This window comes from Streptomyces sp. cmx-18-6, from assembly GCF_046548915.1.
Classification (GTDB): domain Bacteria; phylum Actinomycetota; class Actinomycetes; order Streptomycetales; family Streptomycetaceae; genus Streptomyces.
The window spans coordinates 786,832-805,333 of sequence record NZ_JAEBEP010000001.1; the positions used below are offsets into that span (position 1 = coordinate 786,832).

Here is an 18,502-nt window from a genome sequence, read left to right on the forward strand (position 1 = left end):
CGGAGCCGCCGTCACAGCGTCAGCTCCGGGACCTCGAAGCGGCGGCCCTCGGCGGACGACTTCAGGCCCAGTTCGGCCAGTTGGACGCCCCGCGCACCGGCCAGCAGGTCCCATGCGTACGGCTCGTCCAGGGCCACATGGCGCAGGAACAGCTCCCACTGCGCCTTGAACCCGTTGTCGAACTCCTGGTTGTCCGGGATCTCCTGCCACTGGTCGCGGAAGGGTTCCGTGACCGGGAGGTCCGGGTTCCAGACCGGCTTGGGGGTCGATGACCGGTGCTGTACGCGGCAGTTGCGCAGGCCCGCCACGGCCGAACCGTGCGTGCCGTCGACCTGGAACTCCACCAGCTCGTCGCGGTTGACCCGCACCGTCCAGGAGGAGTTGATCTGCGCGACCGCCCCGCCCGCCAGTTGGAAGATCCCGTACGCGGCGTCGTCGGCGGTCGCCGCGTACGGCTTGCCGTGCTCGTCCCAGCGCCGCGGAACGTGCGTCTGGACATGGGCCGTTACGGAGGTGACCCGGCCGAACAGCTCATGGAGCACGTACTCCCAGTGCGGGAACATGTCGACGACGATCCCGCCGCCGTCCTCCGCCCGGTAGTTCCAGGAGGGGCGCTGGGCCTCCTGCCAGTCGCCCTCGAAGACCCAGTAGCCGAACTCGCCTCGGATGGACAGGATTTCACCGAAGAAGCCGCCGTCGATCAGGCGCTTCAGCTTCAGCAGGCCCGGCAGGAAGATCTTGTCCTGGACCACGCCGTGCTTGACGCCCGCGTCCCGGGCGATCCTGGCCAGGTCGAGAGCGCCCTCGACGTCCGTGGCCGTGGGCTTCTCGGTGTAGACGTGCTTGCCCGCCGCTATGGCCTTCTTGATCGCCTCCACCCGGGCCGAGGTGACCTGGGCGTCGAAGTAGACGTCGATCGTGTCGTCCGCGAGCACCGCGTCCAGGTCCGTCGACCACTCGGTCAGACCGTGCCGGACCGCCAGCTCCTCCAGGGCGTGGGCCCGGCGGCCGACGAGGACGGGCTCGGGCCAGAGCACCTCGCCGTCACCGAGGTCCAGGCCGCCCTGCTCACGGATCGCGAGGATCGAACGCACCAGATGCTGCCGGTGTCCCATGCGGCCCGTGACGCCGTTCATGGCGATCCGCACTGTCCTGCGTGTCACGAAGGTCCCTCCATACAGGCGTAGTAAGCGCTTTCTATGCGGGGTGACGCTAGCCTGCCGACAGCGACCGGACAAGAGGGGTCGCTCAGCGGCCGGACAAGAGGGGTCGCACGTGACCTCACGGAGGACAGCGATGACAGTCACCCTGGCGGACGTGGCGGCCCGCGCCCGGGTGTCCCCGGCCACCGTCTCCCGCGTGCTGAACGGCAATTACCCGGTCGCCGCGTCGACCCGGGAGCGGGTCCTGCGCGCGGTGGACGACCTGGACTACGTCCTCAACGGGCCCGCCAGCTCGCTCGCCGCCGCCACGTCGGACCTGGTCGGCATCCTGGTCAACGACATCGCGGACCCCTTCTTCGGGATCATGGCGGGGGCCGCGCAGACCCAGATCGGCGGGCCCGGCGACGGCTCCGGGCGGGCGGGCGGCGAGAAGCTGGCCGTCATCTGCAACACGGGCGGCTCCCCCGAGCGCGAGCTCACCTATCTCACCCTCCTCCAGCGCCAGCGCGCCGCCGCCGTCGTGCTCACCGGCGGCGCGGTCGAGGACCCGGAGCACCAGGCCGCGATGTCCGCGAAGCTGGCCAGACTCGCGGACGGCGGCACCCGGATCGTCTTCTGCGGGCGGCCCCCGCTCGCCGACCGGGACACGCTCGTCGCCGCGCTCGCCTTCGACAACCGGGGCGGCGGGCGGCGGCTGACCGAGCACCTGATCTCGCTCGGCCACCGCAGGATCGGTTACGTCGCCGGGCCCCCGGAACGCACCACCACCCGGCACCGCCTGGAGGGCCACCGCGAGGCCCTGCGGGGTGCGGGGCTCGACGCGGCGGCCGGGGGCGCGGCGGCCGGGGGCGCGGCGGCCGGCGGCGCGGCGGCCGGCGGCCAGGAGCGGCTCACCGTGCACGGGCCCTACGACCGGCGCTCCGGGTACGAGGCCACCCTTGAGATTCTGCGCCGGGACCCGGACGTGACCGCGATCATCGCCGCCAACGACACCGTGGCGCTGGGCGCGTGCGCCGCCGTACGGGACCAGGGGCTGCGCATCCCGCAGGACATCTCGGTGGCGGGCTTCGACGACCTGCCGTTCTCCGTGGACGCCGTACCCGCCCTGACGACCGTACGGCTACCGCTCTTCGAGGCGGGCGCAAGGGCGGGCCGGCTCGCGATGGGCAAGGAGAACCCGCCGCCCGGGGGCATCGCGACGATCGCCGCCGAGCTGATGATCCGGGGGTCGACGGCTCCGCCCCGGGGGTGAGGGGCTGCTGCCCCGGGTGGGTGACGCCCCGGATGGGGTGACGTCCCAGATGGAGTGACGTTCCAGATGGGTGACGCCCCAGGAATTCGCCGCTTCAGTGCCTCTGCGGGCCGGGGGCATCTGCCTCTGGGGCCGTGGACGAACGCCTCTGCGGGCCGTGCGCGGACGCCTCTGCGGGCCGGAGGGAGAAAGATGGGGGCGACTCCCCCATGTGCTCGCCCCCCGCCCCCCTCCAGGATGAACGCGAGCGGCCGGGTGGGCCGCTCCCGACCCGGGAGGTGCGGTGGAGAAGGAACTGATCGGCAGCGGTGGTACGGGGGCCGCCGCCCGCCGCGCCCTCCCGGACACGAACGGGGCCGCCGCAGCGGTGCGCGCCAACGGTGCGCACGCCACCGGCCCGCGCGACCGCACCACCGCCACGGACGCCCGCACCACCGGCCCGGACGCCCGCCCCGCCATCGGCACCGGCACCGGCACCGGCCTGTGGTGGCTGCCCGCCGTCGTCGGGCCCCGGCCCGTGGGCGAGCCCGACTGGGCGGTCTTCGTCCAGGAGGTCGTCGCGGAAGCCCCGCGCGAGGTGGTTGTCGCGGACCGCGCCTATCCCGGTCTCAGCGGGTTCGCGATCGTCGTGGCCCCGTTCGTCGAGCGGGCCGTGGCACGGCTGCTCACCTCGCCCACGAAGAACGCCGTACGGGCCGGGACGGCGGTCGGCCTCTGCCCGCTGCTGGAGGACTTCCGGTCCCATCTGACGCGGCGGCTGGCCCGGCTCGCGGCGCGGACGCTGGTGCTGGAGCTGCATCAGGCGCGGCGGGCGGGGCGGCTGGCCGGGGACGGGCCCGAGGAGCGGTTCAGGGACTTCGTACGGCTGACGGCGGGGCGGGACGGGCTGGCCGCGCTGCTCGCCGCCTATCCCGTGCTGGCGCGCATTCTGGCCCGGGCGAGCCTGGACACGGCCGACGCGTTCGCGGAGATGCTGGGCCGGCTGGCCGACGACCGGGAGCTGCTGGCGGCCTCCGGCGTGCTCGGCGACCGGGGGCCGGGGGCCTCGGCCGGGGCACGCGCCGCCTGGCAGGGGCCGGGGGCGCTGACCGGGGTCGAGGCCGGTGCGGGCGACAGCCATCGCGGGGGCCGGTCGGTGATGCTGCTGCGGTTCACGGACGGCACCCGGCTCGTCTACAAGCCCCGCCCGCTCGCGGCGCACCGACACTTCAACTCCCTGCTCGGCTGGTTCGGTTCACTGCCCGAGGCCCCTTCCCTGCGGGCCCTGCGCGTGCTGGACCGGGGCGACTACGGGTGGGTGGAGTTCGTCGAGGAGCAGCCCTGTTCCTCGGCCGCGCAGACCCGGCTCTTCTACCGGCGGCAGGGTGCGCTGCTGGCCCTGCTGCATCTGCTGGACGGGACCGATCTGCACCAGGAGAACCTGATCGCCTGCGGGCCGCACCCGGTCCTGGTGGACGTGGAGACCCTGTTCCATCCGCCGCTCTCCCAGGCGCGTTCCGCCGATCCGGCCGCCCGCGCCCTGCACGCGTCGGTCCACCGGGTCGGGCTGCTGCCCCAGTTGCTGGTCGGGGACTCCGCCGCGCTCGACGTCTCCGCCATCGGCGGCGGCCTGGCGGCCCCCTCCCCCATCGAGACGGCCGACTGGGCGGGAGCGGGGACGGACGCGATGCGGCTGGTACGGCGCTCCGCGCGGTTCACCGAATCCGCCAACCGGCCCCGGCTGGAAGGGGTGGCGGCCGACCCGTCCGCGTACACCGACGCCCTGTGCGAGGGCTTCCGCGCCGGCTACACCGCCGTCAGCGACCATCGCGAGGAACTGCTCGGCAAGGGCGGCCTGTTGACGGCCTTCGCGCAGGACGAGGTGCGGGTGGTGCCCCGGCCGACCTGGACGTACACCACCCTGCTCGACGAGTCGACCCACCCCGACCTGATGCGGGACGCCGCCGAGCGGCACCGGGTCCTGTCCCTGCTGCGCACCCCCGCCCTCGGCGTCCCCGCGCTGCCCGGTCTGGAGGACGAGGAGCTGGAGGAGCTGTGGGCCGGTGACGTGCCGGTCTTCCTCACCCGGCCGGGCCGAACCGACCTGTGGAGCGGCACCGGGCGCGGGGTGCCGGGCGTTCCTGGTCCCACCGGGCTGGCCCGGGTCGAGGCGAAGGTGCGGGCGATGGACACGGTGGACCGGCAGGACCAGGAACGGATCATACGGGCCGCCATGGCATCCACCTCGCCCGAGCCGCCGCACCGGGTGACGGGCGCCGCCCGGGCGAGGACCGCCGCCACGGCGCCGGAGCCGGAGCGACTGCTGTCCGCCGCACGCTCGGTGGGCGACCAGCTCGTCTCGCTCGCCTACCGGCACCAGGACCGCACCAACTGGATCGGCCTGGAGCTCCTCGGGGAACGCTACTGGCGGCTCACCCCGATGGCCGCCGACCTGGCGAGCGGCTACACCGGCCCCGCCCTCTTCCTCGCCCAACTGGCCGCCCTGACCGGGGCCGAGCGGTACGCCGAAGCCGCCCGCGAGGCACTGGCCCCGGTGCCCGGCCTGCTGGACGCGCTGCACGGGCGGGTCGACGACCTCGCGGTGCTGGGCTCGGGGGCCTTCGCGGGCCTCGGCGGCATCGCGTACGCCCTGGCCGAGGTGGGAACCCTGCTGGGCGACCGCACGGTCCTGGAGTGGGCGGGCCCCGCCACCCGGCTGGCCTGCGCGGCGAGTTCGGCCGAGGAGGGGCTCGGGGTGCGCGGCGGTGCGGCGGGCGGGCTGGCGTCGCTGCTCGCGGTGCACCGGACCACCGGACGGCCCGAAGCCTGGCGGGGAGCCGAGCGCTGCGCCGAACGGATCGCCGTCGCGCCCCTGCCGGCCGCGGGGGGCTTCGCGGAGGGGGCCGCGGGCATCGGCTGGGCGCTACTGCGCTTCGCCGGGGCGGGGGGCGGCGAGCCGTACCGTACGGCGGGACTCCGGGCCCTGCGCCGGGCGACCGTCGACGTGACGGGCGGGCGGGCCTGGTGCGAGGGGGCCGCCGGGGTGGCCCTCGCGGTCGCGGACAGCCCGGACGCGCTCGCGGATCCGGACCTGACCGGCTGGCCGGCGGCCGTGTCCGGCGCTCTGGCGGACTCCGACCCGCTCGCGGACGACAGCCTCTGCCACGGTGAGCTGGGCCTGCTGGAACTGCTCGGCCACAGCACCCTGGACGGCGACCGCACCCCCTGGGTCCGCCGCGCCGGGACGCTGCTGGCCGCCGCCGACCGGGCAGGCCCGCGCTGCGGGACCCCCGGCCACGTACCGCACCCGGGGCTGCTCACCGGCCTCTCGGGGATCGGGCACGGGCTGCTGCGGGCGGGGTTCCCCGACCGGATCGGCTCCGCGCTGCTGCTCAACCCGTCCGGGGGGCCGCTCTGATTCCCCGGCCACGACCGCCATGACCGCCACGACCACCCCCCACGGGACCGCACCACACCACGTCGCACCGCACCGCACCGCATCGCGCCACCTCGCACCGCACACGTCACACCGAATCGCACCGCACCGCACCGCACCGCACCGAACTGTTGTCGATCAGCCGTCAGAAACCTTCCGTTCAGCAGTCATTGACCAGCAGAGGATGAGGCAGAGATGACGCATATCAGCGAGTCGGCACTCCAGGGTTCCAGCGACTTCGCCCAGGAGGGCGCGTTCGACCACCCCGCCGGGCAGATATCCCTCGGCATCAGCGGCGGGCTGGGGATGCGCAGCAGGCTTCTCAGCGTCTCGGAGAGCAACGTCGGCTACAGCATCGATCTCCCGTGGACCACCATGATTCCCGTTTAGCCACAACTCCGCCCGTCCTGTGCCGTATTGGGACACTGCCGCATGAGTTACGACTCCAGTAGCCTGCGGCCATGCGAGCCACTTCGCCGGTCATCGTCGGGCGGGACGAGGAGATCGGCCTGCTGAGCAGCGCCCTGGACGCCGTGCGACGGCGTTCGGGGCGCGCCCTGTTCCTCCTCGGTGAAGCGGGGATCGGCAAGTCCCGGCTGGTGGGCGAATGCGCCTATCGCGCCTACGGGTCGGGGATGCCGGTGCTGCGCGGGCGGGCCACCTCGACCGGGCTCGTCGTCCCGTTCCGCCCGCTGGTGGAAGCGCTCTCCTCCCGCTTCCGGGCCGCCGGCACGCCGACCGATCCCGAGCTGGCCCCCTACCACCCCGCTCTGGCCAGGCTGGTCCCCGAGTGGCGGCAGAAGGCGTCCCCCGGCTATCCGGAGACGGTGGTCGAGCTGGCGGAGGCGCTGCTGCGGCTGCTGTCCGTGCTGGGCCGGGAGTCCGGCTGCACGATCCTGCTGGAGGACCTGCACGACAGCGACACGGAGACGGTCGCGGTGGTCGAGTACGTCATCGACAACCTCGCCGACCTGCCGATCCTGCTGCTGGGCACCTGTCGCCCGGAGGCGGGCCCCGCGCTCGACCTCGTACGCTCGGCGGAGCGCCGTCAGGTCGCCGTCGTACGGGAGTTGAAGCCGCTGGGCGACGACCAGGTGCGGGCGCTGACGGGGGCGTGTCTGGAGGCGTCGCCCCACGAGATACCCCCTGTGGTGCACCAGCGGCTGGCCGAACGCGCGGGCGGCAACCCGTACTTGGTGGAGGTGCTGCTCGCGGATCTGCTCGACACCGGGCAGTTGCGTCAGGCCGGGGACGGCTGGGAGGCGGCCGGGCAACCCGGCGGCCCCGTCCCCTCGGGCATCGTCCGCAGCTGGACCCGCCGGCTCGACCGGCTCGACGAACCCGTGCGGGATCTGCTGCTCGCGGCGGCCACCCTGGGCGGCCAGTTCTCGGTCTCCACGCTCCAGACGGTCACCGGATTCGAGGACCGGGCCCTGTTCACGCATCTGCGGTCGGCGGTGGAGGCGGGCGTGATCGCCCCGGACGGCGCGGCCCCCGACCGGTACGCCTTCCGGCACTCGCTGACCGCCGAGGCGCTGGTCTCCTCCCTCGCCCCGGCCGAACGCGCCTCCCTCGCCCGCCGCGCCGCCGGGGCCATCGAGCACTCCGGCCACCCCCTCGACGAGGACGGGCAGCAGCTCGTCGCCTCCCTCCACCTGGCCGCGGGCAACCGCTCGGGGGCCGCGCTGCGGTTCGCGGAGGCCGGACGACGGATGCTCGCCTCGGGGGCGCACGGCTCGGCCGTGGTGCTGCTGGAGCGGGCCTGCCCCCTGGCCGCCGACGCCGACCGGGCGGCCATCGCCGAGTCCCTGGCGGTCGCGCGGGCCGAGGGCGGCGACCTCGACGGCGCGCTGGCGCTGACGCGGACGCTCCCCCCGGTTCCGGCGCGCTGCGAGGCCGCCGACCGGCGCGGCGAGGTCCACACCAAGATCGCCTGGGTGGCGGTGATGGCCGAGCGGGCGGCGGACGCGGCCCGGCAGATCGACGCCGCCCGCACCCTGCTCGGGCAGTCGCCCGCCCCTGGCCGGCGGGCGGCGCTCGCCGTCGTCGACAGCCACCTGGCCCTGCTGCCGGGGCAGGACCACCGCGACCCGGAGGAGACCGAGCGGGCCGCCCGGGAGGCGGCGGAGATCGCCGAGGCCGAGGGGCTGCCCGTAGTCGCCTGCCAGGCTTGGCAGTTGCTGGCGCTGCTGCTGCGCGAGAAGGGGTTCGACGCGGCGGACGCCTGCCTGGAGCGGATGCTCTCGCTCTCCACCGAGCACGCCCTGCCGGTGTGGCGGGTGGAGGCCCTGGTCCGGCTGGGCGCGAACGCCTTCATGCGGACCGGCGACGACTTCCGGCTGCGTTCGGCACGGGCGGCGGCGACGGAGCTGGGCGCGCTGCTGCTGACGCAGACGGTGGACGGGCTGCTCGCGATGAACGCGGTGATGTGCGCCCGGTGGGACGAGGCGCAGGAGATCATCGACCGTTCGCTGGAGGCCAGTGCCCGGGTCGGCAACCTCTCCGCCCACCGCTATCTCCTCCTCTCCGCCGCCACGATGGCCGCGCACCGAGGCCGGCGGCGGGACATGGACCGGTCGCTGGCCGCGTTCCGGCGGGCGGGCGGTGAGCAATCGCTGCTGGTGCCGCACCAGTTGGGGCTGTGCAGGGCGGTCGGGGCGCTGCTGGAGGAGGACCGCGCGCGGGCCCTGGCGGGCCTGGACGCGGTGCTGGCCTGGGAGCGGGACCACCCCAGCTACTTCTACCTGAGCGGGAGTTACGGGCTGCGCCCCTTCCTGCGGGTCCTGGCGGGCGAGGCGGACCGGGCGGAGTTCGACGCGGTGCGCGCCTCGCCGGGGGCGGGCCTGGCGTGGAACCGGCAGTTCCTGGAGCTGGCGGACGCGGTGCTGCTGGGCCGCGAGGGCGACCGGGCGGGGGCCGCCCGTCTGGTGGCCTCGTTCGACGCCCGCGCCGCGTCCTTCCCGGTCGCCCGCCACCTGGGCCTGCGGCTGGTCGCGGACGCGGCCCGGGCGGACGGCTGGGGCGAGCCGGTGGCCTGGCTGCGCCGGGCCGAGGAGTTCTTCTACGGGGTCGGGGCGCAGCCGGTCGCCTCCGCCTGCCGGGCGGCGCTGCGGCAGGCGGGGGCCAGCGTCACCCAGCACCGGGGCGGCTGGGACCGCATCCCCCTGTCGCTGCGGACCAGCGGGGTGACGCCGCGCGAGTACGAGGTGTTCGTGCTGCTCCCCGAGCGGCCGGGCAACCAGCAGATCGCCCGCCGGCTGTCCATCTCGCCGCGCACGGTGGAGAAGCACATGGCCAGCCTGCTCAGCAAGACGGGGCGCGCGGACCGCTCGGCGCTGTGCGAGTTCGCGGCGGAGTGCGCGGGGGAACCGGCGTAGGGCCGGGGGACCCCCGTAGGCCCGGGGAACCCCCGTACACCTGGGGAACCCGCGCAGGCCCGGGGAGCCCCCGTACACCTGGGGAACCCGCGCAGGCCCGGGAACCCCCGTAGGCCCGGGGAACCCCCGTACACCTGGGGCACCCGCGTAAGCCCGGGAATCCCGCGTAGGCCCGCGTACGTCTGCGGGCTCACCCCCACAACATGGGGGCGCGTGCCGGTTTCGGTCGGGTGTGCGGGCGGAACATGCGGGTGGCTCCCCGATGCGCCGTGTGACCGTACGGCCACAGGATCGGAGGGTGCGTACGGCAGTCCGCCGCCCGTCCTCGCTTCCGGAGGCCCGCCGATGACCCGACCTCCCGCCCGCCCCGCCCCCGCCGGTGCGGTGTACTTCTCGCTGCTCGGCCCGCTCAGCGCCGTACGGGACGGACGTCCGCTCCCGCTCGGCCCCCGCAAACAGCGCCTCGTCCTCGCCACCCTGCTCTCCCGCCCCAACACCCCGGTCCCCGTCGACGTCCTGACCGACGCGGTCTGGCCTCAGACCCCGCCCCGCACCGCGCGCAAGAACCTCCAGGTCTACGTCAGCGCCGCCCGCGCCCTCCTCGGCAGCACCGGGGACGGAGGGGACCGCGACCGGGTCGTCCACGGCGGCGGAGGGTACCGACTGCGCATCGACGAGGGCGAGTTGGACACCCTGCGGTTCCGCTCCCTGGCCCGCGCCGGACGAGCGGCGAGCGAGCGCGGTGATCTGCGGACCGCCGCACGGCTGCTGCGCGAGGCGCTGGACCTGTGGGAGGGGCCGCCGCTGAACGATCTGCGGGACTCCATCGGGGTGGCGGAGGAGGCCGACCGGCTGGAGGCCCGATGCCTGACGGTGTACGAGGACTGGGCGGAGACGGAGATCGAGCTCGGCCGGGCCGCCGTCGCGGTGGACGGCCTGCGCGATCTGGTGGAGCGCCACCCGCTGCGCGAGAGGCTCCGGGCGGCCTGGATGAACTCGCTGCACCAGTCCGGCCGGCAGGCGGAGGCCCTGGCGGTGTACGACGACTACCGGCAGTTGCTGTCAAGGGAGTTGGGCCTTGAGCCGAGTCCCGCGATGGCGGCCCTGTACGGTGCGATGCTCGGCCGGGGCCGCTCTCCGCGACGTCCTGCGGCCGCCCGCGACACCGTGCGCGGCGCGACCCTGCCCGCCGTGCCCCGCGACTTCACCGGCCGCCGCGAGGAGTTACGGGAGTTGCTCACCGTGCTGGGCGGGGGCGACGGCGAACGCGGTGAGGGCGAGGAGCGGGACGACCACGGCGACCGTGTGGTCATCGTCTCGGGGCCCGTGGGGTCCGGCGCCTCGGCGCTGGCCCTGCGGGCGGCCCATCTGCTCGGCGGCGACTTCCCCGACGGGCGGTTCCACGTGCGGGTCCGGCGGGAGGACGGCACGGCGCGCACCCCGGCCCACGTGCTGGGCGAGCTGGGCCGGTTGTGCGGGGTGCGTGTCCCGGCGGCCCGGGGCGGGGACGGGGACGAGCGCGGAGGCGGGGCTCGGGTCCCGGCCGCGCTGGACGGGGCGGCGGAGGACGCCTGGCAGGAGTGGCTGTCGCTGCACCGGGCGTTGATCGTCCTCGACGACGTACCGGACGAGGCTTCCGTGCGGGGGCTGCTCCCCCGGTCCGGGCCGTCGTCGGTGCTGCTCACCGCGCGCGGCCAACTGGCGGGCCTGGCCCCCGTGCACCGGATCGCCCTGGCCTCCCTGACGGACGGCGAGGCCCTGGAGCTGCTGGGCAGGCTGGTCGGGCCCGGGCGGCTGCGCACCGACCCGGCGGCGGCGCTGCGGATCGTCCGGGCGTGCGGCGCGCTGCCGTTGGCGGTGGGGGTGAGCGGGATGCGGCTGGCGGTGCTGCGGCATCTGCCGCTGGCGGAGTACGCGGACCGGCTGGAGGACCCGGCGGCGGCCCTGGACGAACTGGCCGCCGGGGACGTCTCCGTACGGCGGCGGATGGCTTCCGGGTGGCAGGACCTCGCGGCGGACGACCGGCGGGCGCTGGGGCTGCTGGCCGGGACCGCGCAGGACGGCGGCTTCACCCTGGACGGGGCGATGGCGGCGCTGGGCTGCGGGGAGCGGGCCGCGATCCGCACCGTCGAGTCGCTGATCGACGCGGGCGCGGTGACCTCGCCGGCCGGGGAGGTCACCGCACACGCCGCGCTGTACGAAGTGCCCCGGCTGCTCTGCCTGTACGCGCGGGAGCGGCAGGGGGCCTAGGGTGTGGCCGGCGGATCAGGACCGGGTCCGCCGGACACACCCTAGGAGAGGCCGGGGGCGGGAGGGGCTCGCTGCGGTCCCCTCACCCCAGGGTGAGCAGGTCCAGCAGGCCGGTCCCGGCCGCTCCGGCTGTTCCGGCCGCTCCAGTGGCCCCGACCCCTGCGGTGGCCCCGGCCACTCCGGTGGCCCCGTCCCTCCCGCCGGACAGGAAGTGCAGGGCCAGCAGCAGGCCCGCCGACCCCGTGGCCAGGTCGGCGGAGCAGCGCCGCAGGCCCGCTCCCGGGACCAGCAGCCCGTCCTCCTCGGCGATCAGGTGCCAGCTCAAATTGCGTACGGAGGCCAGGACTTCGGGCCCCGTACGGTCGCCGGGCGACAGTTGTCCCGCCGTGGCGAGAAGTCCCGCCCGGCCGGTGAACAGCCCCGGTTCGCGGACGAACTCCAGCACGCAGCCCCGGCGCACCCCGGGGACCAGGGCGCTCGGAGCGGGATCCGGATGGCGGTCCGTGTACGCCTGGGCCACCAGGGCGACGCCCGCGCTGCCCTGGTTCAGGTAGAGCAGATGGCGTCGGCCGTCCTTCACCTGGACGGTGCCGTCGTCCATGGTCACGAGGTGTCCGGCCTCCCGCTCCAGGGCGGCGCGCGCGGCCGGGACGAGCCATGCCTCCCCGGTCAGCGCGTGCAGTTCCAGGTGCAGCAGCGCAGCCCCGCTCAGCCCGCGCAGCAGCCCCGCCGACTCCGGCAGCCGCACGCCGTCCACCGGCTCGCCCCGTACCAGCCGGTCCAGGTCCCGGGCCGTGCCGAGGGCGCTGTCGATCAGCCGGGCGTCCGGGTCCGCGCCGCCGCAGGCCCGGGCCATGCGGAGAGCGGCGAGGGCCAGGCCCGCGCGCCCGGTGAGCAGGTCGGCCGACGCCACCGGCGGCGCGGCGGACGCCGCACGGTCCCACAGCTCGCGCCCCTGCTCGGCGCGGCCCAGCAGGGCGAGCACCAGGGCGGTGCCCGGGAGCCCGTCGAAGAGCCCGCCCGGTTCGCGGTGGTCCCTGCGGTACGCGGCGGACGCGAGCCAGTCCGTCCACTCCTCGGGGACCGGCGCGCCCGTGCGGTGCAGGGCGTACAGGACCCCGGCCGCGCCGTTGGCGAGGTCGCTCCCGCCGGTGGCGAAGAGGCCCGGCCCGCCCGGGAAGAGCCGGTCCTCCCGTTCGGGGGTGGCTCCGGCGCGCACCCCGGCCAGCAGACGGGTGCGCAGGCCCGCCCAGTCCACCTCCGGCCCCTCGAACAGAGCGGCCACCTCGGCCTCCCGCCGCCGTGACCCGTCCAGGCCGTCCAGCAGCGCGGGCCTGGGCGGTCCGGCGTCGGCCGCCAGGCCGTACTTCCGGCGGGCCCAGCGCTCCAGGGTGAGGGCCTTCGCCCGCTCCAGCCCCGCCATCTCCATGACTGGCATCAGCATCGTGAGCCAGGTCGCCCAGAGCGCGTACGCGTCGGCCTCCGCCCCGGGGGTGCCGGGCGGTGCTTGCAGTCCCTGGGCCCCGGCCAGCGGGGTGTGCGGGTCGTCGAGCCCGGTGGCGTACTCGAAGTCGACGAGGACGATGCGTCCGTCCGGCCGGACGATGACGTTGGAGGGGTGCAGGTCGCCGAAGCGCAAGCCGCGCGCGTGGACGGCGTCCAGGGCCCGGGAGAGCTCGCCCGTCATCGCCTCGGTCCAGGCGAGGTAGGGGGCGAGCTCGTCCGCCGTGGCCGCCCCGCGCGCGAGGGCGAAGCGGGCGACGATCTCGTCCAGGAGGGTGGTCCCCTCGATGTGCTCCTCGATCAGGAAGTGGTGCTCCCAGACGGTCCGTACGCCGTACACCTCGGGTACGCAGTCCAGCCCGGCCAGCGCCGTCAGCGCCCGGTGCTCGCGGTGCAGGCGGGCGACGGCGTCGTCGCCCGCGCCGTCGAGGCCGCAGTGCGGACGGGCCTCCCGCAGCACCACGCGCCGGCCCGTCCCCTGTTCCGTGGCCAGGTAGATCCCGCCGGCGTTGGAGAACTGGAGGGCCTGGGTGACCGTGTAGGGGAAGTCGTCGTCGCGGGCGGCGGCGCGCGCCGCGAGGTGCGGCCGCAGGACGGCGGGGGCTTCGACCCAGGCGGGCGTTCGGAAGACGACCCCGCGTTCGTCCGGCACCAGCTTCCCGGAGGGGTCCCGCAGGGCGAGGACCCGGCGGCCCTCGCCGTCGCCGCACCAGCGGGGCACGTAGGCCCCGTACCGCGTGTACACCGGGGCGTCGCCGATCCGCAGGTCGCTCAGGACGTAGGGGCCGCTGCGCCCGGCCAGGGCCCGGGGCAGTTCGTCGATCAGCGCCAGGAAGGCGGTGTCGTCGGGCGGGTAGGCGGCGATGAACTTGCCCGCGCCGCCGCGGTTCATGTGCTTGTCCGCCATCAGCGCCAACGCCCGTTCGCTGCGCAGAAACTTGAACGGCACGCCGTGGCTCAGGCAGATGCGGGCGGTGTCCCGCAGGGTGGCCTCCGCCTCATCGGGGACCGTGGACACATGGATCTTCCAGCCCTGCTCCGCGAGCCGGGCGTCCTCGGGCACGAGCGAGGTCCACAGGCCCACGGACTCGCGACGCCAGCCCGGCGGGGGCGGCTCGGCGTCCAGCCGGTAGCGGGAGTCCGCGTCGGGCAGCCGGTCCGGGGTGTCGTAGTACGTACGGTCCGCGAGGCAGTAGAGCTGGGTTTCCTGGACGCCTGGCACGCTCGGCTCTCTTCTCGAAGCCCCGGGTGGAAGCGGGGAGTTGGCGGGACGGGCCGGGATCAGCGGTTGACGGGTTCCGCCGGGCCGGCGGATTCCGCCTCCGGCCGCGGGGAGGGCTCCGCCCGGGCCGAGGAGGCGAAGGTGACCACGAGCGCGGACACCACCAGCACGCAGCCGGTCAGGGTGAAGGCCCAGCGCGCGCCGAACGCCATCAGCAGCGCGCCGCCGGCCAGCGGCCCGAACGGCTGGACCATCGAGGACAGGAATCCGGCCGCGCTCTGCACCCGGCCCACCCGCTCCTCCGGCGTCACGACCAGCAGCTTCGAGAGGAACCCGATGCTGGCGACCGTCGACAGGAACATGCACAGCGCGCACATCACCCCGGCCACCAGCGGCCGGTTGATCCAGGCCATCACCCCGGCGGCGCTCACACAGGTCCAGCAGGTGGCGACGATCAGCGCCCGGGAGTGCCGGTCCGGGCTGATCCTCGGCGCGAACAGCGCCCCGGCCAGGGCCCCGGCGGAGACGCAGCTGATGACGAAGCCGCCGCCGATGCCGGAGCGGCCCCCGTCCGAGAACGCGGTCAGGGCGATGAAGGTGAGGGACCCGAACGCGAAGTTCATGCCGAGGCCGAAGACGAGCAGGACCGTACGCAGATAGGGGACCTTCCACAGGAACGTCAGGCCCGCCGTGAGTTCGCGCTTGCTGAACGCGGAGCCCGCCGCCGTCCTGGCCCGGGAGCGGGTGCGGACGAGGGCCACGCAGAGGGTCGACAGCAGCAGGCCCAGGGCCTCGACCGCGAACGGCAGGGCGGGGTGGATGCCGAACAGCGCGCCCCCGACGAGCGGCCCGAGCAGCCGGGCCGTCTGGGTGCGCGCCTGGAGCCGTGCGGTGGCGGTGCCCATCTGGTCGGCGGGGACCACGGCGCGCATCAGGCCGAAGACGGCCGGCCCGTAGACGCTGCTCAGCACCGCGCCCGCCGCCGCGACCAGCAGGACGAGGGCCATGGGGGCGTGCCCGTAGAAGACGGCGATGGCCAGGGCGGTGACGACGATCAGGCTGCCCACGTCGCACAGCCGCATCAGCCGACGCCGTTCGATCCGGTCCGCCATCACCCCGCCGGGCAGCATGGTGATCAGGACGGCTCCGATGGACACCGTCCCGACCGCGCCGGCCTGCACGGCGGAACCGGTCTCCTTGAGCACCAGCAGGGGCAGGGCGAGGGCGCTCATCTGCCCGCCCAGGACCGCGAACAGGCCGCTCAGCCAGAGCAGCCGGAAGTCCCTGTTCTCGCGCAGCGGCTTGGTCATCGTGCACTCCCGGTGATGGGGGGTCGGGGTGGTCGGAGGGGCGGTCCGGGTCTGGGCCGGGGTGGTCGGAGGAGGAGGCGAGGTCGGGGCCGGGACGGCCGGAGGGGCGGTGCGGGCCGCTCACCCGCGGAATGCGGCGGTGGGGCGGCTCCGTCACGACGGAACCGCCCCACATCACCGGCCGGCCGGGCGCCACGGCGGGAGGGCCTGCCTCAGCCTCCGTGACGCCGCCCCGGTACGTACGGGAACTGTGCCGCCCGGGTCAGTTCTCCAGGACGACGCTGAGCACGCTGACGCAGCTGCCCGGGGCGACGACCTTGTCGACGGCGGCCGTCTCCTGGAGGTCCAGCACGGAGTGCGCCTCGACCTCGGGGGTCTCGGTCTCGTTGGTGTCGTCGGCCGCGGGCTTGGTGTTCTCGGACATGGTGGTCTCCGTCCACTCGTCGCTGTGCCGGTCCGGATGTCCGTGGCTGTCCGCCGTGGCCCGGTGCCTGCCGTTGCCGAGAAAGCTAGGGGCGGCGACCTGGCAAACGCTTCGGCGTCGGTATGGCACCGGTATGGGGCCAGCCCGGTCCGCCGGGACGGCCGGATACCGGGCCCGCCGCCCGCGCTCCGGCCGCCGCCGCACGGGCTCCGGACCGCGCCGACCTGCGCGCATACCGGTCCCGAAGCGGTTGTGGACCGTCTGTGTACCGGTACGGAACAGCCTGGGCGGGCGCCCGACGATGCCGGGGAGCTCATCGGCCCCGAAGCCCGGCCCGCGAGGCCCGGTCCTCGAAGGCCGGCCCGCGATCCGGTCCTGGAGGCCCGGTCCCCGAGGTCCGGTCCGTGAAGTCCGGACGCGTCCCAGCCCCCGAAGGAGGCGGCCCGCATGGAACTCGCCGAACTCGTCGGACTACGGCCCTTCCCGGCCGCCGGTCTGCTGCTCGGCCTCACCCGGCGCTGTCCCCTGCGCTGCGGCCACTGCTCCACCGGGTCGGACATGACCGTGCGCGAGGAGCCGGACGCCGGCCGACTCCTGGACTTCGTGGGCTCGTTCACCGAGGCGAACCGCCCCGACGTCGTCATGCTGACCGGCGGGGAGCCGCTGCTGCTGCCCACGCTGGCAGGCGAGCTGAGCTTCCTGGCGCGCCGGGCCGGATCGCGTACGGCGCTGCTCAGCGGCATGTTCTTCGCCCGCTCGAAGGCGATCCCGCCCGCGATCTCGCGTGCGATCGCCCAGGTCGACCACTTCTCCGCGAGCCTGGACGTCCACCACGAGCGAGAGGTGCCCCGCGCCGACGTGTTCCGCGCCCTGCACCGCATCCGCGACTCGGGCGTCTCCGTCAGCTTCCACCTCACCGGGACCGGTGCGGCCGACCCGTATCTCGCCGACATCACCCGGGCCATCGAGAAGGAGTTCGGCGGCCGGGTGCCGTCCCTGGTCAACGAGGTGCGGCCGTTCGGCCGGGCCGCCGCCTGGGCCCGGCCCGCGCGCACCGGCCCCGACGCCTCGGCGGCGGCCCCCTGCTCGATGGCCGCCTGGCCGGTGGTCGCCTTCGACGGCACGGTGCTGGCCTGCTGCAACCAGGACGCCGTCGACCGGCGGCCCGCCCCCGCGCACCTGGACCTCGGCCACATCGGGACCGACGACTGGGAGACCGTACGCCGACGAGCCCTGGAATCCCCGGTGTTGCGGATGATCCGTACGGTCGGCCCGGCCCATCTGGCCGCCCGCTCCGGCAGCGCACCCCACCCGGGCTCCTACTGCGACGGGTGCCGGGCGCTCGGCGGCGACGAGGCGGTGGCGGCCGGGGCGCGTGCGGTGGCGGCGGGACCGGCGGGCGCGCTGCTCGACCTGGCCGCCGCCCGACTGGGCGCGCGGGGTGGGCCGGAGGGCGTCGTCCGGCGGCACGGCTGCCCGGCGTACGCGCCCCTGGTCGACGCCCGGAGCGCACGGTGAGCCCCGCCGACGCCGGGGCCTCGGCACGACTGCGCACCAAACTGCTGCTCCTCGAACCGGAGTTGCGGGACGCGACCGCCCATATGTGGCGCGCCGAAGGGCTGTTGCCGCGCTACCGGACGTATCTGTGCACCATGCACGCCGTGATCCGGGCCTCCGTGCCGCTGATGGAGCTGGCCCTGGCACGCTCCCGGCGGCGCGCGCAGGACGGCCCCGGCGATCCGCTGGCCGAGCCGCTGGCCGCGTATCTGGCGGAGCACATCGAGGAGGAGACGGGACACGACGCCTGGCTGCTGGCGGACCTGTTCGCGGCGGGCGCGAGTGCCGCCGACGCGCTCGGCCCGATGCCGCCGCCCGATGTGGCCACCCTGGTCGGCCCCCAGTACTACTGGATCGAGCACCACCACCCAGTGGCCCTGCTCGGCTATATCGCGGTGCTGGAGGGGTACGCCCCCGCCCCCGGGCTGACCGACCGGATCTGCACGCTGACCGGGCTGCCCGCCGCCGCCCTGCGGACCGTACGGGAGCACGCGGCGCTCGACACGGACCACCTGGACGAGCTGTACGCGCTGCTGGACCGGCTGCCCCTGACCCGGGAGCAGGAGACGGCCGTCGCGGTCAGCGCGCTGCACTCCCTCGACGCGCTCACCCGGCTGTTCGTCCGGCTCGGGCGCTCCGCAACGGCGCCGCCGCTGCGGGGAGCCGGACCCACCTCACCGTTGGGAGTCACCCGATGACAGGACCGCCACCGAACCATCCCGAACAGCCGCCGATCGACGTGGTGTTGCACGAGGCGGGCTTTCCGGTGGACCTCCTCACCGAGGAGCAGCGCGTCGTGCTGAGCGAGCTGACACCGGAAGAACTCACCCTGCTGCTCGACGTCAAGAGCCGGCTGGACGCGGTGGGTCCCGAGGTCCAGGCCCACGGCGAGATCGCGGGCGGCGCGCTGTTCTGAGCCGCGCCCACGGGACGCCCGGGCGTCCGCGCCAGGACGGGGGTCCGGCGCGGGCGGGGCCGGTGCGGCCGGGGCGGGACGACCGGCCGCACCAACCCCTGCCCGGACCAGAT

General features: G+C 75.1%; 12 protein-coding genes. 8 read left to right on the forward strand and 4 right to left on the reverse strand.

Features of this window, described 5'->3' with window-relative positions; translation table 11 throughout:
* Positions 1 to 11: 11 nt before the first annotated feature.
* Positions 12 to 1,163, reverse strand: a complete 1,152-nt coding sequence (locus ACLJPL_RS03555) for a Gfo/Idh/MocA family protein (RefSeq protein ID WP_411079155.1) — start codon at positions 1,161 to 1,163, stop codon at positions 12 to 14.
* A gap of 133 nt (positions 1,164 to 1,296) precedes the next feature.
* Here ACLJPL_RS03555 and ACLJPL_RS03560 point away from each other — a divergent pair, with 133 nt between their 5' ends.
* The 5 genes from ACLJPL_RS03560 (at position 1,297) to ACLJPL_RS03580 (ending at position 11,457) form a co-directional block, all read left to right on the forward strand.
* Complete coding sequence (locus ACLJPL_RS03560) at positions 1,297 to 2,415, forward strand: LacI family DNA-binding transcriptional regulator (RefSeq protein WP_411079156.1); 1,119 nt, start codon at positions 1,297 to 1,299, stop codon at positions 2,413 to 2,415.
* 283 nt (positions 2,416 to 2,698) lie between these two features.
* On the forward strand, positions 2,699 to 5,812 hold the full coding sequence (locus tag ACLJPL_RS03565; protein WP_411079157.1) for a type 2 lanthipeptide synthetase LanM family protein: 3,114 nt from the start codon (positions 2,699 to 2,701) through the stop codon (positions 5,810 to 5,812).
* 213 nt (positions 5,813 to 6,025) lie between these two features.
* Complete coding sequence (locus ACLJPL_RS03570) at positions 6,026 to 6,220, forward strand: hypothetical protein (protein ID WP_411079158.1); 195 nt, start codon at positions 6,026 to 6,028, stop codon at positions 6,218 to 6,220.
* Positions 6,221 to 6,291: 71 nt separating this feature from the next.
* Positions 6,292 to 9,207, forward strand: coding sequence for an AAA family ATPase (locus tag ACLJPL_RS03575; protein ID WP_411079159.1), 2,916 nt, complete (start codon positions 6,292 to 6,294; stop codon positions 9,205 to 9,207).
* Between the two features lie 345 nt (positions 9,208 to 9,552).
* Entirely contained in the window at positions 9,553 to 11,457 is a 1,905-nt protein-coding gene (locus tag ACLJPL_RS03580; RefSeq protein ID WP_411079160.1) for a BTAD domain-containing putative transcriptional regulator, read from the forward strand.
* Positions 11,458 to 11,539: 82 nt separating this feature from the next.
* Here ACLJPL_RS03580 and lanKC read toward each other — a convergent pair whose 3' ends face one another.
* From lanKC to ACLJPL_RS03595, 3 genes are all read right to left on the reverse strand, one after another.
* On the reverse strand, positions 11,540 to 14,182 hold the full coding sequence (gene lanKC, locus ACLJPL_RS03585; RefSeq protein ID WP_411079161.1) for a class III lanthionine synthetase LanKC: 2,643 nt from the start codon (positions 14,180 to 14,182) through the stop codon (positions 11,540 to 11,542).
* A gap of 59 nt (positions 14,183 to 14,241) precedes the next feature.
* On the reverse strand, positions 14,242 to 15,492 hold the full coding sequence (locus ACLJPL_RS03590) for an MFS transporter (protein WP_411079162.1): 1,251 nt from the start codon (positions 15,490 to 15,492) through the stop codon (positions 14,242 to 14,244).
* A 262-nt stretch (positions 15,493 to 15,754) separates the two neighbouring features.
* Complete coding sequence (locus ACLJPL_RS03595) at positions 15,755 to 15,916, reverse strand: hypothetical protein (protein WP_411079163.1); 162 nt, start codon at positions 15,914 to 15,916, stop codon at positions 15,755 to 15,757.
* Positions 15,917 to 16,363: 447 nt separating this feature from the next.
* Here ACLJPL_RS03595 and ACLJPL_RS03600 point away from each other — a divergent pair, with 447 nt between their 5' ends.
* From ACLJPL_RS03600 to ACLJPL_RS03610, 3 genes are read left to right on the forward strand one after another with little or no spacing between them, the layout of a single operon-like run.
* The gene (locus ACLJPL_RS03600) at positions 16,364 to 17,434 is read left to right on the forward strand and encodes a radical SAM protein (protein ID WP_411079164.1); all 1,071 of its coding nucleotides are present in this window, start codon (positions 16,364 to 16,366) and stop codon (positions 17,432 to 17,434) included.
* On the forward strand, positions 17,431 to 18,171 hold the full coding sequence (locus ACLJPL_RS03605; protein WP_411079165.1) for an iron-containing redox enzyme family protein: 741 nt from the start codon (positions 17,431 to 17,433) through the stop codon (positions 18,169 to 18,171). Before ACLJPL_RS03600 ends, ACLJPL_RS03605 begins: the two co-directional genes overlap by 4 nt.
* Positions 18,168 to 18,389: an aroma-sacti cluster domain-containing protein gene (locus ACLJPL_RS03610; protein WP_411079166.1), complete on the forward strand. Its 222-nt coding sequence runs from the start codon at positions 18,168 to 18,170 to the stop codon at positions 18,387 to 18,389. The genes ACLJPL_RS03605 and ACLJPL_RS03610 overlap by 4 nt, the downstream gene beginning before the upstream one ends.
* Positions 18,390 to 18,502: the final 113 nt, after the last annotated feature.